At 61.2% G+C, this 20,464-nt stretch carries 22 protein-coding genes; 4 read left to right on the top strand and 18 right to left on the bottom strand.

Annotation, left to right across the window (positions count from 1 at the left end):
• Positions 1-14: 14 nt before the first annotated feature.
• The 5 genes from Q0601_RS17300 to Q0601_RS17280 all read right to left on the bottom strand — a co-directional run bounded on the left by Q0601_RS17300 (position 15) and on the right by Q0601_RS17280 (position 3,014).
• Positions 15-1,124 carry a Zn-dependent alcohol dehydrogenase gene (locus tag Q0601_RS17300; RefSeq protein WP_305291135.1) on the bottom strand — a complete coding sequence of 370 codons (1,110 nt, stop codon included), beginning with the start codon at positions 1,122-1,124 and terminating at the stop codon, positions 15-17.
• Between the two features lie 79 nt (positions 1,125-1,203).
• Positions 1,204-1,512 (bottom strand): DUF6166 domain-containing protein, encoded by a 309-nt coding sequence (locus Q0601_RS17295; protein ID WP_305291134.1) that lies wholly within the window; start codon positions 1,510-1,512, stop codon positions 1,204-1,206.
• On the bottom strand, positions 1,509-1,700 hold the full coding sequence (locus Q0601_RS17290; protein WP_119744949.1) for a hypothetical protein: 192 nt from the start codon (positions 1,698-1,700) through the stop codon (positions 1,509-1,511). Before Q0601_RS17290 ends, Q0601_RS17295 begins: the two co-directional genes overlap by 4 nt.
• 52 nt (positions 1,701-1,752) lie before the next feature.
• Positions 1,753-2,124 (bottom strand): hypothetical protein, encoded by a 372-nt coding sequence (locus tag Q0601_RS17285; protein WP_305291133.1) that lies wholly within the window; start codon positions 2,122-2,124, stop codon positions 1,753-1,755.
• 104 nt (positions 2,125-2,228) lie between these two features.
• Positions 2,229-3,014 carry a sterol desaturase family protein gene (locus tag Q0601_RS17280; protein ID WP_119744945.1) on the bottom strand — a complete coding sequence of 262 codons (786 nt, stop codon included), beginning with the start codon at positions 3,012-3,014 and terminating at the stop codon, positions 2,229-2,231.
• A 424-nt stretch (positions 3,015-3,438) separates the two neighbouring features.
• Between Q0601_RS17280 and Q0601_RS17275 the strand changes: the two genes are divergently transcribed.
• Genes Q0601_RS17275 through Q0601_RS17265 form a run of 3 tightly spaced genes read left to right on the top strand, consistent with a single transcriptional unit; the run spans position 3,439 to position 7,549 of the window.
• The gene (locus tag Q0601_RS17275) at positions 3,439-4,818 is read left to right on the top strand and encodes a cytochrome c (RefSeq protein WP_305291131.1); all 1,380 of its coding nucleotides are present in this window, start codon (positions 3,439-3,441) and stop codon (positions 4,816-4,818) included.
• A complete protein-coding gene (locus tag Q0601_RS17270; protein ID WP_119744941.1) occupies positions 4,815-5,303 on the top strand; it encodes a (2Fe-2S)-binding protein in 489 nt (162 codons plus the stop codon). Before Q0601_RS17275 ends, Q0601_RS17270 begins: the two co-directional genes overlap by 4 nt.
• Positions 5,303-7,549, top strand: a complete 2,247-nt coding sequence (locus Q0601_RS17265) for a xanthine dehydrogenase family protein molybdopterin-binding subunit (RefSeq protein WP_305291130.1) — start codon at positions 5,303-5,305, stop codon at positions 7,547-7,549. Before Q0601_RS17270 ends, Q0601_RS17265 begins: the two co-directional genes overlap by 1 nt.
• A gap of 116 nt (positions 7,550-7,665) precedes the next feature.
• On the opposite strand, the gene Q0601_RS17260 is transcribed toward Q0601_RS17265, so the two are convergent.
• Genes Q0601_RS17260 through Q0601_RS17215 form a run of 10 tightly spaced genes read right to left on the bottom strand, consistent with a single transcriptional unit; the run spans position 7,666 to position 16,001 of the window.
• Entirely contained in the window at positions 7,666-8,310 is a 645-nt protein-coding gene (locus tag Q0601_RS17260) for an aspartate/glutamate racemase family protein (RefSeq protein WP_305291129.1), read from the bottom strand.
• Positions 8,307-9,767, bottom strand: coding sequence for a dihydropyrimidinase (gene hydA, locus Q0601_RS17255; RefSeq protein ID WP_305291128.1), 1,461 nt, complete (start codon positions 9,765-9,767; stop codon positions 8,307-8,309). Before hydA ends, Q0601_RS17260 begins: the two co-directional genes overlap by 4 nt.
• A gap of 2 nt (positions 9,768-9,769) precedes the next feature.
• On the bottom strand, positions 9,770-10,558 hold the full coding sequence (locus Q0601_RS17250; protein WP_305291127.1) for an SDR family oxidoreductase: 789 nt from the start codon (positions 10,556-10,558) through the stop codon (positions 9,770-9,772).
• A complete protein-coding gene (locus tag Q0601_RS17245; protein WP_305291126.1) occupies positions 10,558-11,493 on the bottom strand; it encodes a dihydrodipicolinate synthase family protein in 936 nt (311 codons plus the stop codon). The genes Q0601_RS17250 and Q0601_RS17245 overlap by 1 nt, the downstream gene beginning before the upstream one ends.
• On the bottom strand, positions 11,490-12,116 hold the full coding sequence (locus Q0601_RS17240) for a flavin reductase family protein (RefSeq protein WP_305291125.1): 627 nt from the start codon (positions 12,114-12,116) through the stop codon (positions 11,490-11,492). Before Q0601_RS17240 ends, Q0601_RS17245 begins: the two co-directional genes overlap by 4 nt.
• Positions 12,113-13,039, bottom strand: coding sequence for an N-carbamoyl-D-amino-acid hydrolase (locus Q0601_RS17235; RefSeq protein WP_305291124.1), 927 nt, complete (start codon positions 13,037-13,039; stop codon positions 12,113-12,115). The genes Q0601_RS17240 and Q0601_RS17235 overlap by 4 nt, the downstream gene beginning before the upstream one ends.
• Positions 13,040-13,049: 10 nt before the next feature.
• Positions 13,050-13,715: an amino acid ABC transporter permease gene (locus Q0601_RS17230; protein WP_305291123.1), complete on the bottom strand. Its 666-nt coding sequence runs from the start codon at positions 13,713-13,715 to the stop codon at positions 13,050-13,052.
• 3 nt (positions 13,716-13,718) lie between these two features.
• On the bottom strand, positions 13,719-14,402 hold the full coding sequence (locus Q0601_RS17225) for an amino acid ABC transporter permease (RefSeq protein WP_305291122.1): 684 nt from the start codon (positions 14,400-14,402) through the stop codon (positions 13,719-13,721).
• Complete coding sequence (locus Q0601_RS17220; protein ID WP_305291121.1) at positions 14,399-15,190, bottom strand: amino acid ABC transporter ATP-binding protein; 792 nt, start codon at positions 15,188-15,190, stop codon at positions 14,399-14,401. The genes Q0601_RS17225 and Q0601_RS17220 overlap by 4 nt, the downstream gene beginning before the upstream one ends.
• Entirely contained in the window at positions 15,171-16,001 is an 831-nt protein-coding gene (locus Q0601_RS17215; RefSeq protein ID WP_305291120.1) for a transporter substrate-binding domain-containing protein, read from the bottom strand. The genes Q0601_RS17220 and Q0601_RS17215 overlap by 20 nt, the downstream gene beginning before the upstream one ends.
• A gap of 210 nt (positions 16,002-16,211) precedes the next feature.
• Here Q0601_RS17215 and Q0601_RS17210 point away from each other — a divergent pair, with 210 nt between their 5' ends.
• Complete coding sequence (locus tag Q0601_RS17210; RefSeq protein ID WP_305291119.1) at positions 16,212-17,141, top strand: LysR family transcriptional regulator; 930 nt, start codon at positions 16,212-16,214, stop codon at positions 17,139-17,141.
• Between the two features lie 201 nt (positions 17,142-17,342).
• Here Q0601_RS17210 and Q0601_RS17205 read toward each other — a convergent pair whose 3' ends face one another.
• The 3 genes from Q0601_RS17205 to Q0601_RS17195 are packed head-to-tail and all read right to left on the bottom strand — an operon-like array spanning position 17,343 to position 20,463.
• Complete coding sequence (locus Q0601_RS17205; RefSeq protein WP_305291117.1) at positions 17,343-18,392, bottom strand: ABC transporter ATP-binding protein; 1,050 nt, start codon at positions 18,390-18,392, stop codon at positions 17,343-17,345.
• Between the two features lie 8 nt (positions 18,393-18,400).
• Positions 18,401-19,456: a carbohydrate ABC transporter permease gene (locus Q0601_RS17200; RefSeq protein ID WP_305291116.1), complete on the bottom strand. Its 1,056-nt coding sequence runs from the start codon at positions 19,454-19,456 to the stop codon at positions 18,401-18,403.
• On the bottom strand, positions 19,453-20,463 hold the full coding sequence (locus tag Q0601_RS17195) for a carbohydrate ABC transporter permease (RefSeq protein ID WP_305291115.1): 1,011 nt from the start codon (positions 20,461-20,463) through the stop codon (positions 19,453-19,455). The genes Q0601_RS17200 and Q0601_RS17195 overlap by 4 nt, the downstream gene beginning before the upstream one ends.
• Position 20,464 lies beyond the last annotated feature (1 nt).

Genomic DNA, 20,464 nt, shown 5'->3' with positions numbered 1-20,464 from the left:
GCCGCTCGACAGACTCAGAATGTGACGATGCTGCGGATCGTTTCGCCAGCCCGCAAAGCTGCGAAGCCCTCATTGATCTGGTCCAGACCGATCTCCTGCGAGATCAGGGCGTCCAGATCAAGGCGGCCGTCCAGATAGGCGCGGCAAAGAAAGGGGAAATCCCGGGCCGGCCGGGCATCACCATATGAAGAACGGCGGATGCGCTTTTCCTGCATGAGCGAGCCCCAGCGGAAAGAGACATCCTTGTTCACATCGGTCTTGCCCAGCCAGATCACCTGCCCGCCGGGACGCACGGCCTCGACAGTCAGCCGGAACGCCGGTTCATTTCCTGCAGATTCCAGAATGGTGTCGACGCCGCGGCCCGATGTGATGTCCCGGGCTGCCTGAACCGCGTCGTCACGGGCCGGATTGACCAGCACAGAGGCACCCATCCGTTTCGCGACCTCAAGACGGCTGTCCTGCAAATCGACCGCGATGATCCGGTCGGCCCCTCCCAGAACCGCGCCCTGTATCGTCGCCAGCCCGACCGCGCCGCAGCCGATAACCATGACCGACGATCCCGGAGCGACCTGCGCCACGTTAATCGCCGCGCCGACGCCCGTCATCACGCCGCAACCGATCAGGGCGGCCTGCGGAAAGGGCATTTCCTTCGGGATCGGGATGGCCTGCTGATCCTGAACCACGCAGAACTCGCCGAAGGCCCCCATATACATAAGCTGATGCAGATCTTCGCCTCCGGAAAGCCGCGCCCGTGGCCGGCCATCGAAGGCAAGCGCCGCCGGAGTATTCGCAAGATAGGTCTCGCAAAGGATCGGCAGGCTGTGGTCGCAGTAGAAACAATGACCGCAATGGGGGTTCCACGACAGGATCACATGATCCCCGACCGCAACCTTGCCTGCTTCGGGACCGACTGCCTCGACCACCCCCGCGGCTTCGTGTCCCAGCACGATCGGCAAAGGCTGTCGAAGCGAGCCATCGATCACCTCAAGATCGGTGTGGCATAGTCCCGCGGCACAGATCCTGACAAGGACATCCCGCGCAGCCAGCCCGGCGACCTCTACCGTTTCGGTCCTCAGCGGGCTGTTCACTGAATGAAGGACCGATGCCCTGAAACTCAAATTCATTGCGGGTTTCCCTCGACGATATCTGTTTGGCGGTGCCAGCCGCGGTCGCATGCTTTTGCCCGATGGTAAGCATTGCAGTTCAACCCGCGCGCACGGGTTCGATTTGATCGATCGCGCTGTCCATGTCGGCGGATGTCATTTCCCAGTCATTACCGAAATTGGCCGTCACCTTTTCCATGAAGGCCGTGGCAAGCCGGATGGCCAGACTTGCATCGCCGGTATGATCGTAAAGCATCGCGAAAGCCAGCTGAGTAGCCGCCAGCCCTTCATAGCCCCATTCGTAATCCGCATTGGTGAATTTCCTGATATCGGTATGGCTGGGAAGTTCCTGCCCGTTCACCTCGACGACGACGCCGTCAATGGTGCGATCACCGGTATATGTTTTCATGATTTCCTCCCATCCGCTTTACCCCGCATCACCTCGGGGAAAATCCACAAGGAGAAGACACTGAAGGGGCCAAGAAATGTCAGTGCCCATTGCGGACCTGTCTGGCCAAGGTGACCCATAAAGAACCATCCGGCCAAGGCGGCGAGCGCCACCATCACGGACAAGCCAAATTTGATGTGGAAGGGCATATAAGTTCCTCCTGTAACGAATAAAGCGACCAGCCCCGGATATGCGTGGCGATCAGGCGATTGATCCAAGCAGATATGCCGTCGCGCCCAGCCCCAGCGTCACCGTGACAAGTCCGGCAACTCCGTCCCGCCATTTGCCCGGCCAGGCGTTGAAAAGCCCCGGCGTAAACAGAAACGCCATGCCGCCGACGATGACCATGCTGGTCCAGCGAAGCTCGTTCAGTCCGAAGCTGATCGTGCCATAGAGAACGGCGGCCAGCAGCAGCAGGTTCAGCACGATAAGTCCGATGCCCACCGGCCGTTTCAGTTCCGGGCGGGTGGCCAGAGGAAAGACGCCACTCAGAACCAGCACGCCCAGGCTTCCCACGCTGGCAAGGAGTGCGAAGATGAAAAGGCCGGTGATGTTCGGTTCGATCATATCCATGGTATTGCTTTCTCCTGGATCAGGACACGGCACCACCGGCGGCTGGACGCCGCCAACAGCGAATTCCGTTACGTATTTCGCCCGTTACCTGTTTCGATTGATGTCTATTCGGCTGGATGCGAGCCGGATGCCTGAACCGGTTTGCGAGAGGTCTTGCGCATGTCGCGGCGGACATAACGCGTCTCGTAGCCGTTAAAGAGATGGCCAAGCAGACCACGATTCAGGTCAGAGGTGCCGAACAGCCAGTCCATGATCGGAAAAGTCAGGTTCATATTCCGCTCCATCATCAGGGACTGATCGTGATGCGCGGTATGATGGCGCCGGTTGGTATTGATGAAGGGCATGTTCCGCACGAACCAGTTCTCTTCGACATGACAGCAGAAATGCATGAATTCATAAATCATGTAGACGCTTGTGGTGGTTGCGATGAACAGCCAGCCGACATTCGGCGTAAACAGATAGCCCAGAACAATGGCGCCGGGGATCGACATCAGCGTGAAGGCCGCCAGCGCATAGGGCGGAAAGAAAGTCACGCGATAATCCTTGTGATCCGCGAAGCGCATTTCTACTTCGGTGAAAAACTGATGATGCTGCAGGGTGTGGCGGTTATAGACCGCCCGGGCGATCGGGTTCTTCGAGGGCCGGTGCATGACATAAAGATGAAGCCACCATTCGAAGAAGTTGCAAAACAGAAAGACGACCGGGATCGTCAGCCATTCCAATGGCGTCACGTCATGAATGTTCGACACATAGACATAGAACGCCGTCAGACCGATCACATAGATGATGACGATATGCAGAAAGCCGTTATACCAGCCGGCCACCCGCTGACGATAATTGGCGCGGTACTTCTTCTGGCGTTCAGACATCTGGGTGTTCTGAAGTTCCATTGCCCTCTCCCTTAGACGATTCTCGGAGATGATATCTTACTGATATATCAATTACAAGCAAAGCTTTGATCAGTAATTAACCAATTGAAATTTGGTATTTTTAGTGGAAATAATCGCTTTCCAGCGGCTCGTGGGACAGAAGCTTTACCCGTCATCCGCGCGAGTATCGGCACCATGCTGATCCTGTTTCGCATCGGTGCGATGCCAAGGGCGGAATGGCAAAGCCACGCCATGCGCCGCGCCATGAAACCACCGGCCCGGATCCGCATCGCCGAGGGGCCGGAAGGTACGCAGAGAAATCAGCCGGGGTCGCTATGCTGGAATTTTCATATAGTTGAGGCTATAAGGTATAGATAATACCATTCACGCGACTGATGGCAGCTAAGCCGTTCAAGCTAAGCCCCCTGTTCAGGACAGCAATATCGTGAAGCGCCTCATCATCAGATTTGTCATTCTGCTTGCCATCGTTGCAGCGGGCTTGTTCGCCTATGCGTGGAAGCCGGCGATTGATCCCGCCGCGCCGCCGCAACGCGCCGATTTCGATCAGGCACTGATCGAGAAAGGCGCGCAGCTGGCCGCCGTCGGAAATTGCACAGCCTGCCATACCAATTCGGGCGGGCGATCATTCGCAGGCAGTTTCCCGATGCCCACGCCTTTCGGGATCATATATTCCAGCAATATAACCCCCGACCCGGAAACCGGGATAGGCCAGTGGTCCGAAGCCGCGTTCGGCCGCGCCATGCGCGAGGGTGTCAGTCGCGATGGCTCGCATCTTTATCCCGCATTTCCGTTCGACCACTTCACCCGGGTTTCAGACGAGGATAACAAAGCGCTTTACGCCTTCCTCATGACGCGGCCCGCGGTGCAGCAATCGCCGCGGGCAAACGAGCTTCCTTTTCCGCTGAACATCCGTTTCGTCCTTGCCGGCTGGAAATTGCTGTTCTTCGATGAAGGTGCCCATCAGAATGTCGCTTCGCAAAGCGACGAGTGGAATCGCGGCGCTTATCTGGTCGACGGGCTTGGCCATTGCGGCGCCTGCCATACTCCACGAAATGCCTTTGGCGCCGAAAAACGCGACGCATATCTTGCCGGGGGCGAGGCGGAAGGCTGGTCGGCCTTCGCTTTGAACGAGGCGTCGCCCGCGCCCGTGCCATGGACAGCGGACAGTCTTTACGCCTATCTGCGCCGGGGCTGGCATGCCGATCACGGCGTCGCCAACGGCCCGATGGCAGAAGTGACGGGCAATCTTGGCCTGCTTCCGGATTCGGATATCAGGGCGATCGCGGTCTATCTGGATTCGCTGATGGGCACGCCGTCGGCCGAACGCGAGCAGCGCGGTGAACAGGCATTGAAAGCGGCGGCAGCGGCATCCGAGCCGGTTCTGGCTGCGGCATCGGGCGCGCAGGGTGACACCCCGGCCGCACGCGGCGAGACCATCTATTACGCCGCCTGCGCGACATGCCATGACAGCAATCGCCCGCAGCCTTTCGGGGGAAGCAATCTCCATCTTTCAAGCGCCCTGAATGCGCCCGATTCCCAAAATGCAATCAATGTCATCCTGTTCGGCCTGCCGGCCGCAAGCGGGCGGCAAAGCTCGATCATGCCGGGTTTTGCAGCGATCATGAACGATCAGCAGGTGGGCGATCTGCTTGCCTATCTGCGCGAGGAATTCGCCCAACAGCCCGACTGGGACGATGTCACAAGCCGGCTGACCGATACCAGAAGCGGGAAATATCACGTCAGCGTGCGGCCTTCCGACGGCATCGAACGCGGCCCCGACAATGTAGGAGCGAAAGACCAATGAAACTGACCGTGAATGGCACGGCCCACGAGGTCGATGCGGATCCCTCCACCCCTCTGCTTTACGTCTTGCGTAACGATCTGGGACTCAACGGCGCCAAATTCGGCTGCGGTCTGGGCCAGTGCGGCGCCTGCACGGTAATGGTCGATGGCAAAGCGGTCTTTTCCTGCCTGACGCCGGTAATGCTTCTTGAGGATCGCGAGATCAAGACGGTCGAGGGGCTGGGCACGATCGACAATCCCGGCCCGATGCAGACGGCCTTCATCGAAGAGCAGGCCGCGCAATGCGGCTATTGCATCCCCGGCATGATGATGCGGGCGCAATCGATCCTGGAGGCCAATCCGGACGCAACCGATGATGAATTGCGCCACGGTCTTGAACCCAACCTGTGCCGTTGCGGCACCCATATGCGCATTCTGCGCGCCGTATCCAAAGCCCGCACCCTGATGAAATCAGCATCCGCCGCGCCTGCCGTAGAGAGGGCATGATGAATATTTCGACTCCTCTGAACGCCACGCGCCGCGGTTTCCTTGCCGGGACAGGCGCGCTTGTCGTCTCTTTCGCGATCCCCGCCGTGGCGCAGGAAGGCGAGGTGGCGACGCCCGCCACTCCCGCACCGCAGAATCCGGAGCTGCCCGGCAGTCTCGCCGAGACACCCTCGCTTGACGCGTGGATCAGGATCGATGCGAATGGCAAGGTGACGGTCTTCACCGGCAAGGTAGAGCTTGGGCAAGGCACGAAAACCGCGCTTCGGCAGATCGCGGCGGAAGAGCTCGAGATGGATCCGGCCACTATCGAGCTGATCACCGCCGATACCGGACAGACCCCGAATGAGGGATATACCGCGGGCAGCCAGACCATCCAGAACAGCGGCACGGCCATTCGCCACGCCTCGGCGGAGGTGCGCGAGATCATGATCCGGCAGGCAAGTGAAAAGCTTGGCATTCCGGCAAAGGATCTCAGGGCCGAGAATGGCCGGATCGTCGCATCCGATGGCCGCACGCTTGGCTATGGCGAGATCGTCGCGGACGATCTTCTGCATGTCGACGCAACCGGTAACGTGCCGCTCAAATCGCCCGACAGCTATCATGCCATCGGCAAACTCTTCGCGCGGGTAGACATCCCCGCCAAGGTCACCGGCGGCGCGGCATTCGTGCAGGATTTGCGGCCCGAGGGCATGCTGCATGCGCGCATCGTGCGGCCGCCCGCCTATACCGCACGGCTGGCAGAAATCGACGAGGATGCGATCACATCCATGCCGGGCGTGGTAACGCTGGTGCGCGACGGCGATTTCCTGGCCGTCATCGCCGAACAGGAATTTCAGGCCATCACCGCAATGCGGGCAGCCTATGCCACGGCGAAATGGGACGAAAAGGAAAACCTGCCGGACCAGAACGACATTCCCGCCTTTCTGGAAAGCGCGGTGTCCGAAACCGGGTCGGTCGCTTCGGTCGGGGCGGAATCCGTTTCCGGAGCCAGGACCCTGCAGGCCCGGTTCACCCGTCCTTACCAGATGCACGGATCGATCGGCCCCTCTGCCGCGATAGCTCAGTTCGAGAATGGCGCAATGACGGTCTGGACTCATACGCAAGGCGTTTATCCCGACCGCGACGCGCTTGCCGAGATGCTTGACCTTCCGCCCGAGAAGGTTCGCTGCATTCATGTCGAAGGCTCGGGCTGCTATGGTCATAACGGCGCCGATGACGCGGCGGCGGATGCCGCGCTCATCGCCAAATGGCTGCCGGGGAAACCCATCCGCGTGCAATGGACGCGCGAGCAGGAACATCTTTGGGAACCCTATGGAGCGGGCATGCTGACCCGCGTCAGTGCCACGCTCGACGACAGCGGCAAGATTGTCGACTGGCGGTACGATCTGTGGAGCAACAGCCACAGCACCCGGCCGGGCTCGGCAGGATCGCTGATCGCCGCCAGGCTGATGGGCAGGCATTTCCAGCTTGAGCCGGCCAAGCTTCAGATCTCGCCGTCAGGCAATGGCGACCGCAATGCCATTCCGCTTTATGATATCCCCAACCAGCGGGTGAACTGGCATTTCGTCCCCGATATGCCGGTGCGGGTTTCCGCGCTGCGGGGTCTGGGCGCCTATTGCAATATCTTTTCGCTCGAAAGCTTCATGGATGAGTTGGCAGAGGCTGCCGAAACCGATCCGGTCGAATTCCGGCTGCGGCATATGACGGATCCGCGGGCCCGAACAGTCATCGAGACCGCAGCGGAGAAATTCGGCTGGAGTGATGATCCCCTGCCGCAAGGGCGCGGACGGGGCTTCGCTTTCGCCCAATATAAAAACCACGCCGCCTATCTGGCGATCGCGCTGGAGGCGGCGGTCGACCGGGAAACCGGGATCGTGAAAATCTCGCATGTCGCTTGCGCCGTCGATTGCGGCGAGGCGGTTGCGCCCGATGCCATCATCAACCAGACCGAGGGCGGCATTATTCAATCGATGAGCTGGACGCTATACGAAGCCGTGCAATTCGACCGGACCCGCATCCAGTCGCCGGATTGGTCAGCCTATCCCATCGCGCGGTTCAGCGCCATTCCCGACAGTATCGATGTGGTGGTGGTCGATAATCCGGGGACACCTTATCTTGGCGTTGCCGAAGCGGCCCAGGGGCCGACCGGGGCCGCTATCGGCAATGCCTTCAGGCACGCGACAGGCAAGCGCATCTATGATCTGCCCTTCACCCGCGAAAGGGTGAAGACGGTGCTGGGCGTCTGAAGCCCGAACCCGTGAAATGCGCGCCACCAAGCGGCGGTTCGGCGGTCACGGGTCGCGCGTATATATCAAAGCGGCATACCATTGCGGCGACGCCATTCATCCGGGCCGGGGTGATGTCAGCCATTCAGCACCGCGCCAAGCGCCATCGCCACGGCGGCTTGAGTCGGGTCGATCACCGGGCGATGCAGCTTCGCTTCAAGCGCCGCGCGATGGCGGGCCATCCCCGCGCAACCAAGGATCAGGACATCGGCGCCATCCGAGATCAGGGCATGACCGACCTTGACCAGCCGGTCGAATGTGCCTTCGCCACGCGCGCTTTCATCGACGCTCATATTCAGTGCCCGCTCGCCCGCCAGCCGGTCGATGACGCCCATCCGTCGCAGATAGCGCAGATGGCGCGGGATTGACGCTTCGGCAATGGCGAGAACGCCGAAACGGTCGCCGCGCGCAAGCGCCGTCAGCACGCCGGATTCCTGAATGCCCAAGACCGGCACGGTCGCGGTCGCGCGGCACAAATCCAGACCGGGATCCGAATAGCATGCGATGACGAAGGCCGAGGCATCGGCCCGGCTTTTCACAAGCGCGGCCAATGGTAATGCGACCTGTTCGACGTGATACTGGCTTTCGATGCCAAACGGTCCTTCGCTCAGGGTCACGCAATCGATCCCAACTCCGCAGCGAAAAGCCGCCAGCGCCTGTTCCAGCCCATCGGTCACCGCCTGGTTCGAATTGGGATTGATGACGACGATGGGACCGGTCATGGCGCGATCTCCGCCCCGAAATTCCGCGCCGGATCAAGTTCGGGCGTCCGGGTGCCCGGATAGCCGGTGAAATCCGGCGGGCGACGGGCGATGAATTTACCGCGCCCCGGCTGCGCCACCAGCTTGCCGCCATCCATCACGGTTTCCCCGCGTGACAGCACGGTGACTGGCCAGCCGGTGATCTGCCGGCCCTCGAAGGGCGTATAATCCATATTGTCATGCTGATCGGCCACGGTGACGATCCGGGTCTCTTCGGGATCCCAGATGGCGATATCGGCATCCGCACCGATGGCGATCGTGCCCTTTTCGGGATGCATCCCGTACAGCTTGGCGGCATTGGTCGCGCCAAGCGCCACGAACTGGTTCAGCGTGATCCGCCCGGCCCGGACACCTTCCGAGAACAGCAGCGGCAGGCGCAGCGCCAGCCCCGGCATGCCATTGGCGATCTGCTTGAATGTCGCATCGGGGCCTTTCGCCAGCTTGCCGCTTTCGTCAAAGCGATAGGGCGCGTGATCCGAGGAAAAGACCGAGAATGTGCCTGCCTGAAGATGCCGCCAAAGTGCTTCTTGCGTTTCGGTGTCGCGGACGGGGGGCGAGCACATGAACTTGGCCCCCTCCATGCCGGGGCGGTCCAGATCCTCTTTGGTCAGAAACAGATATTGCGGGCAGGTCTCGCCAAAGATCTTCGCGCCCTCCAGCCGCGCCTGCGCCACCATTCCCGCACCTTCGGGTGTCGAGACATGCACGATCAGCAGCGGCGCATCGACAAAGCGCGCCAGCGTGATCGCACGGTTGATCGCCTCGGTTTCGGCCGCCGCCGGGTGGCTTATGGCGTGATAGCGCGGCTGCGTATGACCCGCCGCAACCAGCCTGTCCGAGATCCACCGGATGATGCCGGAATTCTCGGCATGGACCATCGTCAATGCGCCATGCGTCTTGGCCACCGACAGGATATCGAGGAACTGCCCGTCGTCGATCTTCATCAGATCATAAGTCATGAACACCTTGAACGAGGTGATCCCACGGGCGAATGCCTGCGGAAGTTCCTTGTGCAAAGCCTCCTCGGTCGGATCGGCGACGATCAGGTGATAGCCGTAATCGATCACCGAATTGCCCTGCGCCCGGCTGTCGTAAAGATCCAGCGTCTCGGTCACGCCCATGCCGCGATGCTGGGCGGCGAAGGGGATAAAGCAGGAATTGCCGCCGAATGCCGCCGAGATCGACCCGCTTCGGTAATCATCTGCCGTCATGCCGCCGGTCGCGCTTTCCTGCGCGATATGGCAATGCGCCTCGATCCCGCCGGGCAGGACCAGCTTGCCGCGTGCGTCGATCTCGCGCGTGCCGTGCAGATTGTCGGCGATGGCGGCGATACGCCCGTCGCGGATACCGATATCGGCACGGAACGTATCCGATGCAGTTGCGACGGTTCCGTTTGTGATGACGAGATCAAGTTCCATGGTCACACCGATCTGATCGAGCCGCCGTCACAGCGCACAAGGCTGCCGGTGATATAGCTGGCGGGTTCCGAGACAAGGAAAGTAGCGGTCTTGGCGAATTCCTCAACCCTGCCATAGCGACCCGCCGGGATGGTTTTGACCGAGGCGGCACGCACCTCCTCTACCGAAGTTCCAGTGCGCTTGGCGGCGGCTGCGTCCAGCTCATCCGTTCGTTGGGTATGAATGCGGCCCGGAAGCAGCATGTTGACGGTGATCCCCTCTGCCGCAAGGTCGTTGGACAGCGATTTCGACCAGCCCACCAGCGCCGAGCGCAGTGTGTTCGACATCGCCAGATTCGGGATCGGCTGGACCACACCGGAAGAACCGATGGTCAGGATACGGCCCCAGCCTGCGGCGCGCATCGCGGGCAGCAGCCGGTCGGCGGTTTCCATCACCCGCAGCACCATCTGGTTGAACTGTGCGCCAAGGGCCGCAAGATCGGCATCGACCATCTTTCCGGGAGGCGGCCCGCCGGTATTGGCCACAAGGATATCCGCCGCGCCCAGCTTTTCCTTGACCGCCTGCGCCAGCCTGTCGGCGGCATCCTCCTGCGCAAGGTCGCAGGTCACCCAATCGGCCCTGCCTGCACCCTTCGCAGTGATCGCCCCGGCCTCCTGCGCCAGTCTGTCGGCGCTGCGCCCCGTCAGCAGGACATCGGCACCTTCCTCAGCCAGGGCCTGGGCGATGCCCAACCCCAACCCCCGAGACGACGACATGACCAATGCGCGTTTGCCCTTTAGTCCCAGATCCATCAGCCCAGCTCCTTCAGTCGTTTTTCAAGACGCGATGTCAGCCGCGTCAGTTCATCATGGTCGGTCTTACTCATGACCGGACCCGGCGCGCGCACCCGGGCACAGGCGATAACCCCGCGGCGGCGCAGGGTCTCCTTGCGGATGGCAAGACCCAGCCCCAATTGCTGCTCATAGCGCACCAGCGGCAGATAAGCGTCAAAGATATCCTCAGCCCGGTCATGATCGCCTTTCAAAGCAAGCTCGACAACCTGCACCATCATCTCGGGAAAGGCGAAGCCGGTCATCGCGCCATCCGCGCCGCGCTGCATCTCTTGCGGCAGGAATAGCGCGGAATTGCCGGTCAGGATCGACAGGCGCGGCTGATCCGCCGTGCCGGTTTCGGCACGCACCCGCGACAACTTGGCAAGACCCGGCCAGTCCTCATGCTTCAGCATGACGATCTGAGGGTTGTCCCGCGTGATCCTCAGGATGCTGTCGACCGAGAAGCGGGCGTTGGAGGTCTGCGGATAGTCTTGCAGGCAGACCGGCACATCCGGGCCAAGCGCCTTGCAGACCTGTGCGAAATAGCCTTCCAGCCGGTCTTCCGGCCCCATGCCCTGCATGGGCGCGACCATGACGCCCGCCGCGCCCGCCGCCATGACATCGGCGGTCAGGCTACGCATCGGATCAAGACCGCCCCCCGAAACGCCGACGATAACCGGAACCCGGTCGCCGACACGGTCAAGAACGCGCTTGGCAAAAATGCGCGATTCAGCATCCGAAAGTTTCGGTGCCTCACCCATGATGCCAAGGATGGTCATGCCGGTGACGCCGCACTCCAGATAGAAATCGACCATCCGGTCGGCCGACCCGAGATCAAGCGCCCCATCCTCGGTGAAAGGCGTGGCGGCGATCACGAACACGCCTGAAGAGTTGCGGTGAATCAGTTCGGTCATGGCTGCTCCTTGGGTTCGGGAATGGGATGGCGGGCGATCTCTTCAAGCCGCGCGTAGCGGTCGGCAAAAAGCCGGGCGATCGGAAAATCTCCGCCCCAGTCGACATGCATCCTGTCGGTATCGATCAGCCCGTCGCGGGCGGAAAGCGCCAGCGCCTCTCCCACGACGATATCGCGTTCATCGGAATAGCGCAGCGTATCCCTTAGCCGGCATTCGATCGCGACGGGCGCGGCAGCCAGTCGCGGCGGCGCGACCTGGCCGGATGGGGCAAGCGCCAGGTCAAGCGCCTCCGGCTCGCTTACCCCGGGCGGATAGGAGGCGGCGGTTTCCACCATCGGCAGGATCAGATCGGGCGTCACGATATTGACGACGAACTCCCCGGTTTCCGCGATATTGCGGGCCGTGTCCTTCGGACCGCTGCCGTCGCGGGCATGTTCCAGCCCAAGGATCACCAGCGCCGGATCCTGCCCGAAGACATTGAAAAAGGAAAACGGCGCGGCATTGACCTGTCCAAGGCTGTCCTGCGTGGTGACCCATGCGACCGGGCGCGGGATCACCACCGCCGTCAGAAGCTTGTAACGCTCTTGCGGCGGCAGCGCGGTCAGGTCCAGCTGCGTGGTCATACCTTGCGCACCACCCCGGTCTGGCTGGTGATCAGGCCGTAATGCTCGATCCGGCGATGGCGGGCGAAGTCGAAGATGGTTTCCTTGCCGAAGACCGACAGATCCATGTCGCATTCATGAACCAGCAATTCGTCGCCATCGGTCTTGGCCCGCGCCACGACATAGCCATTGGGATCGACGATGATCGAGCCGCCCATCAGCGGATGCCCGTCCTCATCCCCCGCCTTGGCGACCCCAACCACCCAGGTGGAATTCTGATAGGCGGCGGCGGTCATCGACAGTTCCGAATGATAAAGCCGCTTCTCTTCGCCCTCGCCGCTGTTCTGACTGTTCACCGAGGGCGTGTTGTAGCCCAGGATCACCAGTTCGACCCCTTGCAGTCCCATGACCCGATAGGCTTCGGGCCAGCGGCGGTCATTGCAGATCAGCATGCCGACAATGGCGTCCTGTGTGCGCCACACGGGAAAGCCCAGATCGCCGGGTTCGAAATAGCGCTTCTCCAGATGCTGAAAGGCGCGTTCGTCATCCCATTCGGAATGCCCCGGCAGATGGATCTTGCGATATTTCGCGACGATATTGCCGTCACGGTCGGTCAGGATCTGGGTGTTGAAATGATGCCCGTCCTCGGTCAGTTCCGCATAGCCAAAGCTGATCGCAACCTGCAATTCACGAGCCTTGTCGAATAGCGGTTGCGTAGCGGCATTGGGCATTTCGGACTCGAACCAGCGATCGATCTCGGCCGGATCCTCCATGTACCAGCGTGGGAAAAATGTTGTCAGTGCCAGTTCGGGATAGACGACCAGCGTGCAGCCTTTCCGGGCGGCCTCTTCCAGCAGCGCGAGCATCCGGGCGACAATGGTTTCACGGCTGTCGGCTTTCTGGTTGGGGCCCATCTGGGCGGCTCCGATGACAATTTTTCGCATATTCTTCCTTTCAGACGACAAGACGGCGCTGGTAACGGCTAAGCAGCCGCACCACGGGCCATAACAGAACGAGATAGATCGCCGCCGCCAGCGTGAGCGGCGAGGCGTTATAGGTCACCGAGCGGGCAAGGCTGGCTGCGTGCAGCAGCTCTCCCAGCGACACCACCGAGGCAAGCGAGGTCAGCTTGACCACCTCGACCGTGTTCGAGATCAGGTCGGGCAGCACGTTGCGCGTCGCCTGCGGCAGGATCACATGGGTCAGGGTCTGCCGCTGCGTGAGACCGGTCGAGCGCGCGGCCTCCCATTGCCCCGTTCCCACCGAGATCAGCCCGGCACGGAAAACCTCACCGTAATAGGCGGAGTTGTTCAGCAGGAAAGCCAGCACCACGGCAACGAAAGGCGACAGGCGGATGCCCGAAAAGGGCAATCCGGCATAGATGAAGATCAGCAGCACCAGCGGCGGGATGGCGCGGAACAGATCCACCAGCGCCATGGCGGGCCAGCGCAGCCAGCGCGACCGGGCGGTCGAGGCCAGCGCGGCGGCCAGCCCCCCGGCCAGCCCAAGCGGGATGACCGCGCAGCAGATCAGTACGGTCATGCCAAGGCCACGCAGGATGGTCGGCAGCGCGTCCGCCATGATGGCGAGATTGAAGAACTGGAAAATCAGTTGATCCATGGCTCAGCCCTTTTTCCAGGCAAAGCGGCTTTCCAGCCAGCGCGACAGGATCACGAAAGGCAGGAACAGCACCACATAGGCCAGCGCGGCCAGCGTCAACGGCGAGGCATTGCCCGAAAAACTTTGCGCCGTGGTGGCCTGATTCAGGATGTCCGGCACCCCGATCACCGTGCCCAGCGCCGTCATCTTGGTGATGGCGATGGCGCGGTTGGTCAGCGGCGGGATCACCATCCGCACCGCCTGCGGCAGCACCACATAGCCCAGGGTCTGGGTAAAGCCGAGACCGGTCGAACGCGCAGCTTCCCACTGGCCCTTGTCGGTCGCGGTGATGCCGGCCCAGATGATCTCTTCGGCAAAGGCGCCAAGCGTCAGGCCAAGGATGACGAACAGCACCGCAAAGCTGGACAGGGTCACCCCCAGATTGGGCAAACCGAAAAAGACCAGCAGGATCAGCACCAGCGGCGGCAGGGCGCGGAAGATATCGGCATAGATGACGATCAGGAAAGAGATCGGCCAGATCCGATAGGCGCGGATACAGGCCAGCAACGCGCCCCAAAGCGTGCCCGCGATGACGATCAGCACCGACAGCTCGATCGTCACCCAGACACCCTGCAGGATTTCCGGCGCATATTTCGCCAGAACCGTCCCGTTCAGGAAAGTCTCGATAAACCGGTCCAGATTGGTCATTGGCTGTAACGGGCAAGAAAGGCGCGGGTGCGTTCGTGCTGCGGGTTTCCGAACAGATCTTCGGGCGGTCCCTCTTCGACGATCTCGCCATCCGCCATGAAGACGACGCGATCGGCGGCTTCGCGCGCGAAGGCCATTTCATGACTGACGACCAGCATGGTCATACCGTCCTGCTTCAGTTCCCGCATGACGCCCAGCACATCGCCGACCAGTTCGGGATCAAGCGCCGAAGTCGGCTCGTCGAACAGCATCACTGCCGGTTCCAGCGCGATGGCGCGGGCGATGGCGACGCGCTGCTGCTGGCCGCCCGAAAGTTGCGAGGGATAGTTTTCCGCCTTATCGGCCAGCCCGACCCGGGCCAGCGCGGTGTCGGCGCGCGCTCTGGCCTCGTCACGCGACAGCTTCAGCACCTTGCGCAGGGCCAGCGTGACATTTCCGCGGGCATCGAGATGCGGATAGAGGTTGAAGCTTTGGAACACCATGCCGATGCGGCGGCGAAGCCGGTCAAGATTCACGCCGCGCCCGGTGATCTTTTCGCCTTCCAGCAATATGTCGCCCGAATTGGGTTCCTCCAGGCGGTTACAGCAACGCAGCATGGTGGATTTTCCCGAACCGGAACGGCCGAGCACGAAAACCATTTCGGACTTCGCCACCTGCAGGCTGACATTCTTCAGAACTTCTACCGTGCCGAAGGATTTCTTCAGCCCGATGACCTCCAGCGTGGGCCGCTTTTCAACAGGCGCGGCCTTGCCCTGATTTAACGATGAATCAAGCACAACCGGGCTCATGATCGTCCTCGACATAGCCGGGCAGATCGGGCTCTCCCCAGCCGGGGCGCGGCGTGACGGCGGCGGAATCCTCGGCGGGCTCGGAATCGAACCATTTCACATGCAGCTCGGCGATCGTGCCGTCGGTTTTCAGGCATTCGATGACGCCTTCTATCTTCTCGCGCAGTTCGTCATCGCCCTTGCGGAAGGGCATGCCCCAGACAAGGCCGGTCGAATGCAGATAGCTTAGCTGCACTGCCGGGTTCTGCTTGGCAGCCCATGCGATGACGGTATTGCCCGCCACGGTCGCGAAGGCCCGGCCCGAGACGACCGCCTGAACCGCATCGGTCGCGGTGCCGTAGCTTTCGACGGTCCAGCCGATCTCATCGGCCAACTCGCGTGCCCAACTGTCATAGGCCGAACCCTTGTTGACCGCGATCACCTGCCCCTCAAATTGCTCGAGCTCGGTGATTTCCGGCCCGCCGGCTTTCACCAGAAACTGGAAATCGGTATTCAGATAACCTTCCGAGAAATAATAGGCCTCGGCCCGCTCTGGCGTGATCGTGGTCGGAGCGATCACGAAATCATAGGTTCCGGCCTGAAGCCCGGGCAGGATGCCCGAATACTGGGTGGCGACGATCTCGATTTCGGCACCAAGCCGTTCGCCGATGACATTGATCAAATCGATATTGAAGCCTTCCAGCCCGCCATCCATCGTCGGCATGGCATGTGGGGCAAAGGTTCCGTCCACTGCGACGACATATTTGTCTTGCGCCAATGCGGGGCCACCCAGTGCCAGAGATAATGCCAGCCCGCTGATCAGGTATTTCATGTTGTTTCCCCTCTGTTGGTTTGTCTTGGGACCAAAACGGTCCAATCGGCGATCAGGCCGAGAAGCATGAAACGACGCGACCGCGAACTCCGTTACGTCAAGTTCAGCATGGGCATGGCGGGTCGCGCAATATAGTAAGTTATTAATTATTGGATCAGAAAATAATATTTCATTATAATGCCGCCGAACCCGGCATTTTAAGGAGTTTCCATGTTCACATTGAGGCAGTTGGAAATCTTCCGCGAAGTCGTCCGCGCCCGGACCACCATCGGCGCAGCCAAGGCGCTCAACGTATCGCAGCCGCTGGTTTCGAACATGATCCGGCAGATGGAAACGAAAATCGGCTTTCCGCTGTTCGAACGCTTCGGCAACCGCTTGGTGCCGACACCGGATGCGGATGAAATCTATCAGGACAGCGATTCGATCTTTTCGATATATCAGGCATTTACCCATAGGATCGAGGCTCGTCAGCGCAGCGAAAGCGGGCATTTGCGGGTCGTCGGCACCCCGCCGATGGCCAATGCGCTGATTCCCCGGGCCCTGAAGGAATTCGTGTCGAAACGTCCGGCAGTGCGGGTGCATCTGGACACGCGGCGAATCACCGGAGTGCTGGAATCGGTACAGACCCGAACCGCGGATATCGGGCTGGGACTGAACCCGCCCGAGCGCGAGGGGCTGGCCTATGAAGTGCTGGCAATGGCGCAGATGGTCTGTGTTTTCCCCCCGGGCCATCCGCTTGAGAACAAGCTTGCCCTCACCTCGCAGGATCTTACCGGCGTGCCGCTGATCCTTTACGAACAGAATTCCAGCCTCGATCTTGCCATATCCCGCGATATCCTGACCGCGGAATTGCGATCACAGGCGATTGCCGAAGTGCGTTATTCCTCGGTGGCCTGCCTGATGGCCGAGGTGGGGATGGGCGTGGCCTTCGTGGATTCGCTGACCGCCTCGGTCGGCGACCGATACCGCCTGTCGGCCCGGCCGCTTTTTCCCAGCCAGCCAGTACCGATCTGCCTCATTACCCGGAAGGGTGAACCGGCCAAGCGCATTCAGGCGAATTTCCTTGCCGAATTGCGACGGTCACCGACGCTGACAGCGCTTCAGGAATTCGGAGGCGAGATGCCCGGCCGCGATCATTGAAACGGTTTCGCGCCAACGAAAGCATGGCCCGTGCCACAGACGATATCCTGCCCTGACCCGAATTCCGGAGCATTTCCGCAGCATGTCGTGCTGAAGCGGGCAGGCCGATTACCTGCGTCCCGCGATGGCCGGGGGCGCTGCCCCCGGACTCCCGAGGTATTTACCGCAAAGAAGAAAGAGAGGAAGGGGAAGCGACATGCTTTAATCCTGGTTCAACCGCTTTCCGTCTGCTCCGAACAGATGCGGCAATCCGTCGAAAGTCAGCCTGATGCGCTGGCCGGTCCCAAGGATCGGCTGACCGGACAGGACCGTCACCAGCGGCGTTCCATCCACCGCATCGGCATGGATGACGGTTTCCGCGCCAAGCGCCTCGATAAGCCGGATCTCGCCCTCCAGAGCCGGCGCGTCGTCACCGGCAAGTTTCAGATCCTGCGGGCGGATACCGATCGTGATTTCGCCGTCGCATGGCGCCGGAATCTTCAGGCCGCCCGGCAACTCGGCCGCGCCGGCGCTGGCGCGGCTGCGAAAGAAATTCATGTTCGGGGCGCCGATGAAGCCCGCGACGAAAAGGTTCTGCGGCCGGTTGTAAAGCCCAAGCGGCGTGTCCACCTGCTCGACAATGCCCTTGCGCAGGACAACGATCCTGTCGGCAAGCGTCATTGCCTCGACCTGATCATGGGTGACATAGATCATCGTCGTTCCCAGCCGTTCATGCAGCCGCGCAAGCTCTGCCCGCATCGTCCCGCGCAGTTCGGCGTCGAGATTCGACAAAGGCTCGTCCAGAAGAAACGCCGAGGGGTTACGAACGATGGCACGACCAATCGCGACGCGTTGACGCTGGCCGCCGGAAAGCTGGGTCGGGCGGCGCTCCATCAGGTCACCGATCTCAAGCATCCGCCCTGCCTCGTCGATCCGGCTGGCGATCTCGGGTTTTGGCATCCGGGTGTTTTCCAGCCCGAAAGACAGGTTCTGGCGCACGGTCATATGCGGGTATAGCGCATAGGACTGAAACACCATGGCAAGACCGCGATCGGCGGCGGAGACGCGGGTGACGTCCTTGCCGTCGATCCGGATGCTGCCGGTCGTCGGCTGGTCGAGGCCCGCGATCAGTCGCAGCAGCGTGGACTTTCCGCAGCCCGAGGGACCGACGAAAACGACCAGTTCGCCCTCGCCGATCTCAAGATCGATGCCGTGGATCACTTCGACATTGCCAAAGTTCTTGGTGATCCCCTCCAAGGCAATCCGTCCCATGCGTCCCCCTATTTGATGCCAGCCCCGGCGATTCCGGTGGTGATGAAACGCTGAAGGAACAGGAAGACCAGAATCACCGGAATCATCGTCACCACGGTCATGGCGAGAATATAATGCCATTGCACGTTCAACTCGCCCGCGTAAGTGTTGAGCCCGACCTGCAGCGTATAATGCTCGCGCTGTGACAACACGATCAGCGGCCAGAGAAAGTCGTTCCAACGCCAGACCACCGAAAAGATCGCAAGAACCGCAAGCGCGGGCGCGGCAAGCGGCAGGACGATCCGCCAGTAGATCTGCCATTCGCTGGCATGGTCCATCCGCGCGGCCTCCAGAAGCTCGTCGGGGATGGTAAGCATGTATTGCCTGAGCAGGAAGACTCCCGTGGGTGTCGCCACGGTGGGCAGGATCACCCCCCAGAGCGAATTAAGAAGCCCCATCGCATTCACCACCGAGTAAAGCGGCACGAGGATCACCGAAAGCGGCACCATGAGCGTCGCGACGATCAGCAGCATCACCCCGTCGCGGCCGCGGAACCGGTATTTCGAAAGCGCGAATGCGGCCATGGAATTGGTGAAAAGCGTGATCAGCGTGGCCATCACCGTCACGAAGACCGAGTTCCAGAGGAACCGCAGGAAATTGTTCTTCACAAGCGGCTCTGCATAGTTCCCGGTTGCAAGCCCGATCTCGCGGACGGGGCTGCGATCGGCGATATTCACGTTGATCCGTTCATCCGGGTTCCCGGGATCGACCATTTGCGAATTGACGCCGATACGCCGGATCTCTGCCAGGACTTTTGTCGAACCGTCTTCCTGCGTCGCCGTGTAAAGCGGCAGCGGTGCGTCATATCCCTCGACCATTGCCGTCTGCTGGACATAGGGCAAAAGCGTCGGCGGGAATTCCGCCAATTGCGCCGGCCCCTTGAACGACGAGGCGACAAGCCAGAGCGCGGGGCCGAACATCAGGATCGTGCCGCCGATCAGCCAGATCCAGGTGGCAATGTCGGTCCAGTGCCAGCCCCCGCCATGGCCCCTGCGCCGGAAGATGAAGGCAAGGATCCGGCTCATCGCGCCCGCCTTCCTTCTGCCCGGCGCGAGAGCCAGAGTTGCAGAAGCGTCAGCACCACGAGCACGGCCCCCATCAGAATCGATGCCGCCGCCGCCAATCCCGGATTGCGCAGGATCGAGGCGAAACCGACCTCATAGATATATTGCGTGAGATAGAGGGTCGAGGTTCCGGGCCCGCCGCCGGTCAGTACATAGACCTCGTCGAAGATCTGCACGCTGCGGATCAGTGCAAGCACCAGCACGACGGCGAAATTCGGTCCCAGAAGCGGCAGCGTGATGCGCCGGAACACGCGCGACGGCGGGGTCGCGTCCATCTCGGCCGCCTCGTAAAGATCGCGCGGGATCGCCTGAAGCCCGGCCAGAAGGATCAGCGTATAGAATCCCATATGCGCCCAGGTCGACACCCCGATCGTGGCGGCAAAGGCATAAAACCGGTCATTCAGCCAGATTTCGGGTTCCAGCCCCAGATTAACCGCGATCAGGTTCAAAAGTCCTTCCCGCTGCAGAATCCAGCGCCAGATCAACCCGACGACGACAGGCGACAGAAGAACCGGAAAGAAGAACACCGCGCGAAAGAAACCGCGGCCCCGGATGTTGCGGTTAAGGATCAGGGCTGTGATCAGCGAGACCACCACCATCAGCGTAACCTGGAATATCACGAAACCCGCGGTATTGGTTACCGCCGTCCAGAACTGATCCTCGCGGCAGGTGATACGGCGGGTGTAATCCTCGCATTCAAGAAGGCGCCCATATTGTTCCATCCCGATGAAAGGACGCTGATCAAGCAGGATTCCGGTTCCGCCGGTCATCGAATAGACGAAATTCAGGACCAGTGGAATCAGGACGAATACGCCGAAAATCGCAAGATTGGGCGCAAGGAACACGGCTGCCATGCCACCGGTGCCAGTCCAGCGCTGCCAGACCCTTAGCGGCGGATCGACGGCCCTTGCCATAAGGGTGAACGGCCAGGTGGCTGCCCGTCCAAGGGTTTCGCCAAGCCCGGCCATC

The organism is Paracoccus wurundjeri (genome assembly GCF_030678915.1).
GTDB lineage: Bacteria > Pseudomonadota > Alphaproteobacteria > Rhodobacterales > Rhodobacteraceae > Paracoccus > Paracoccus onubensis_A.
This window is presented reverse-complemented; position numbering and strand designations above follow the sequence as displayed.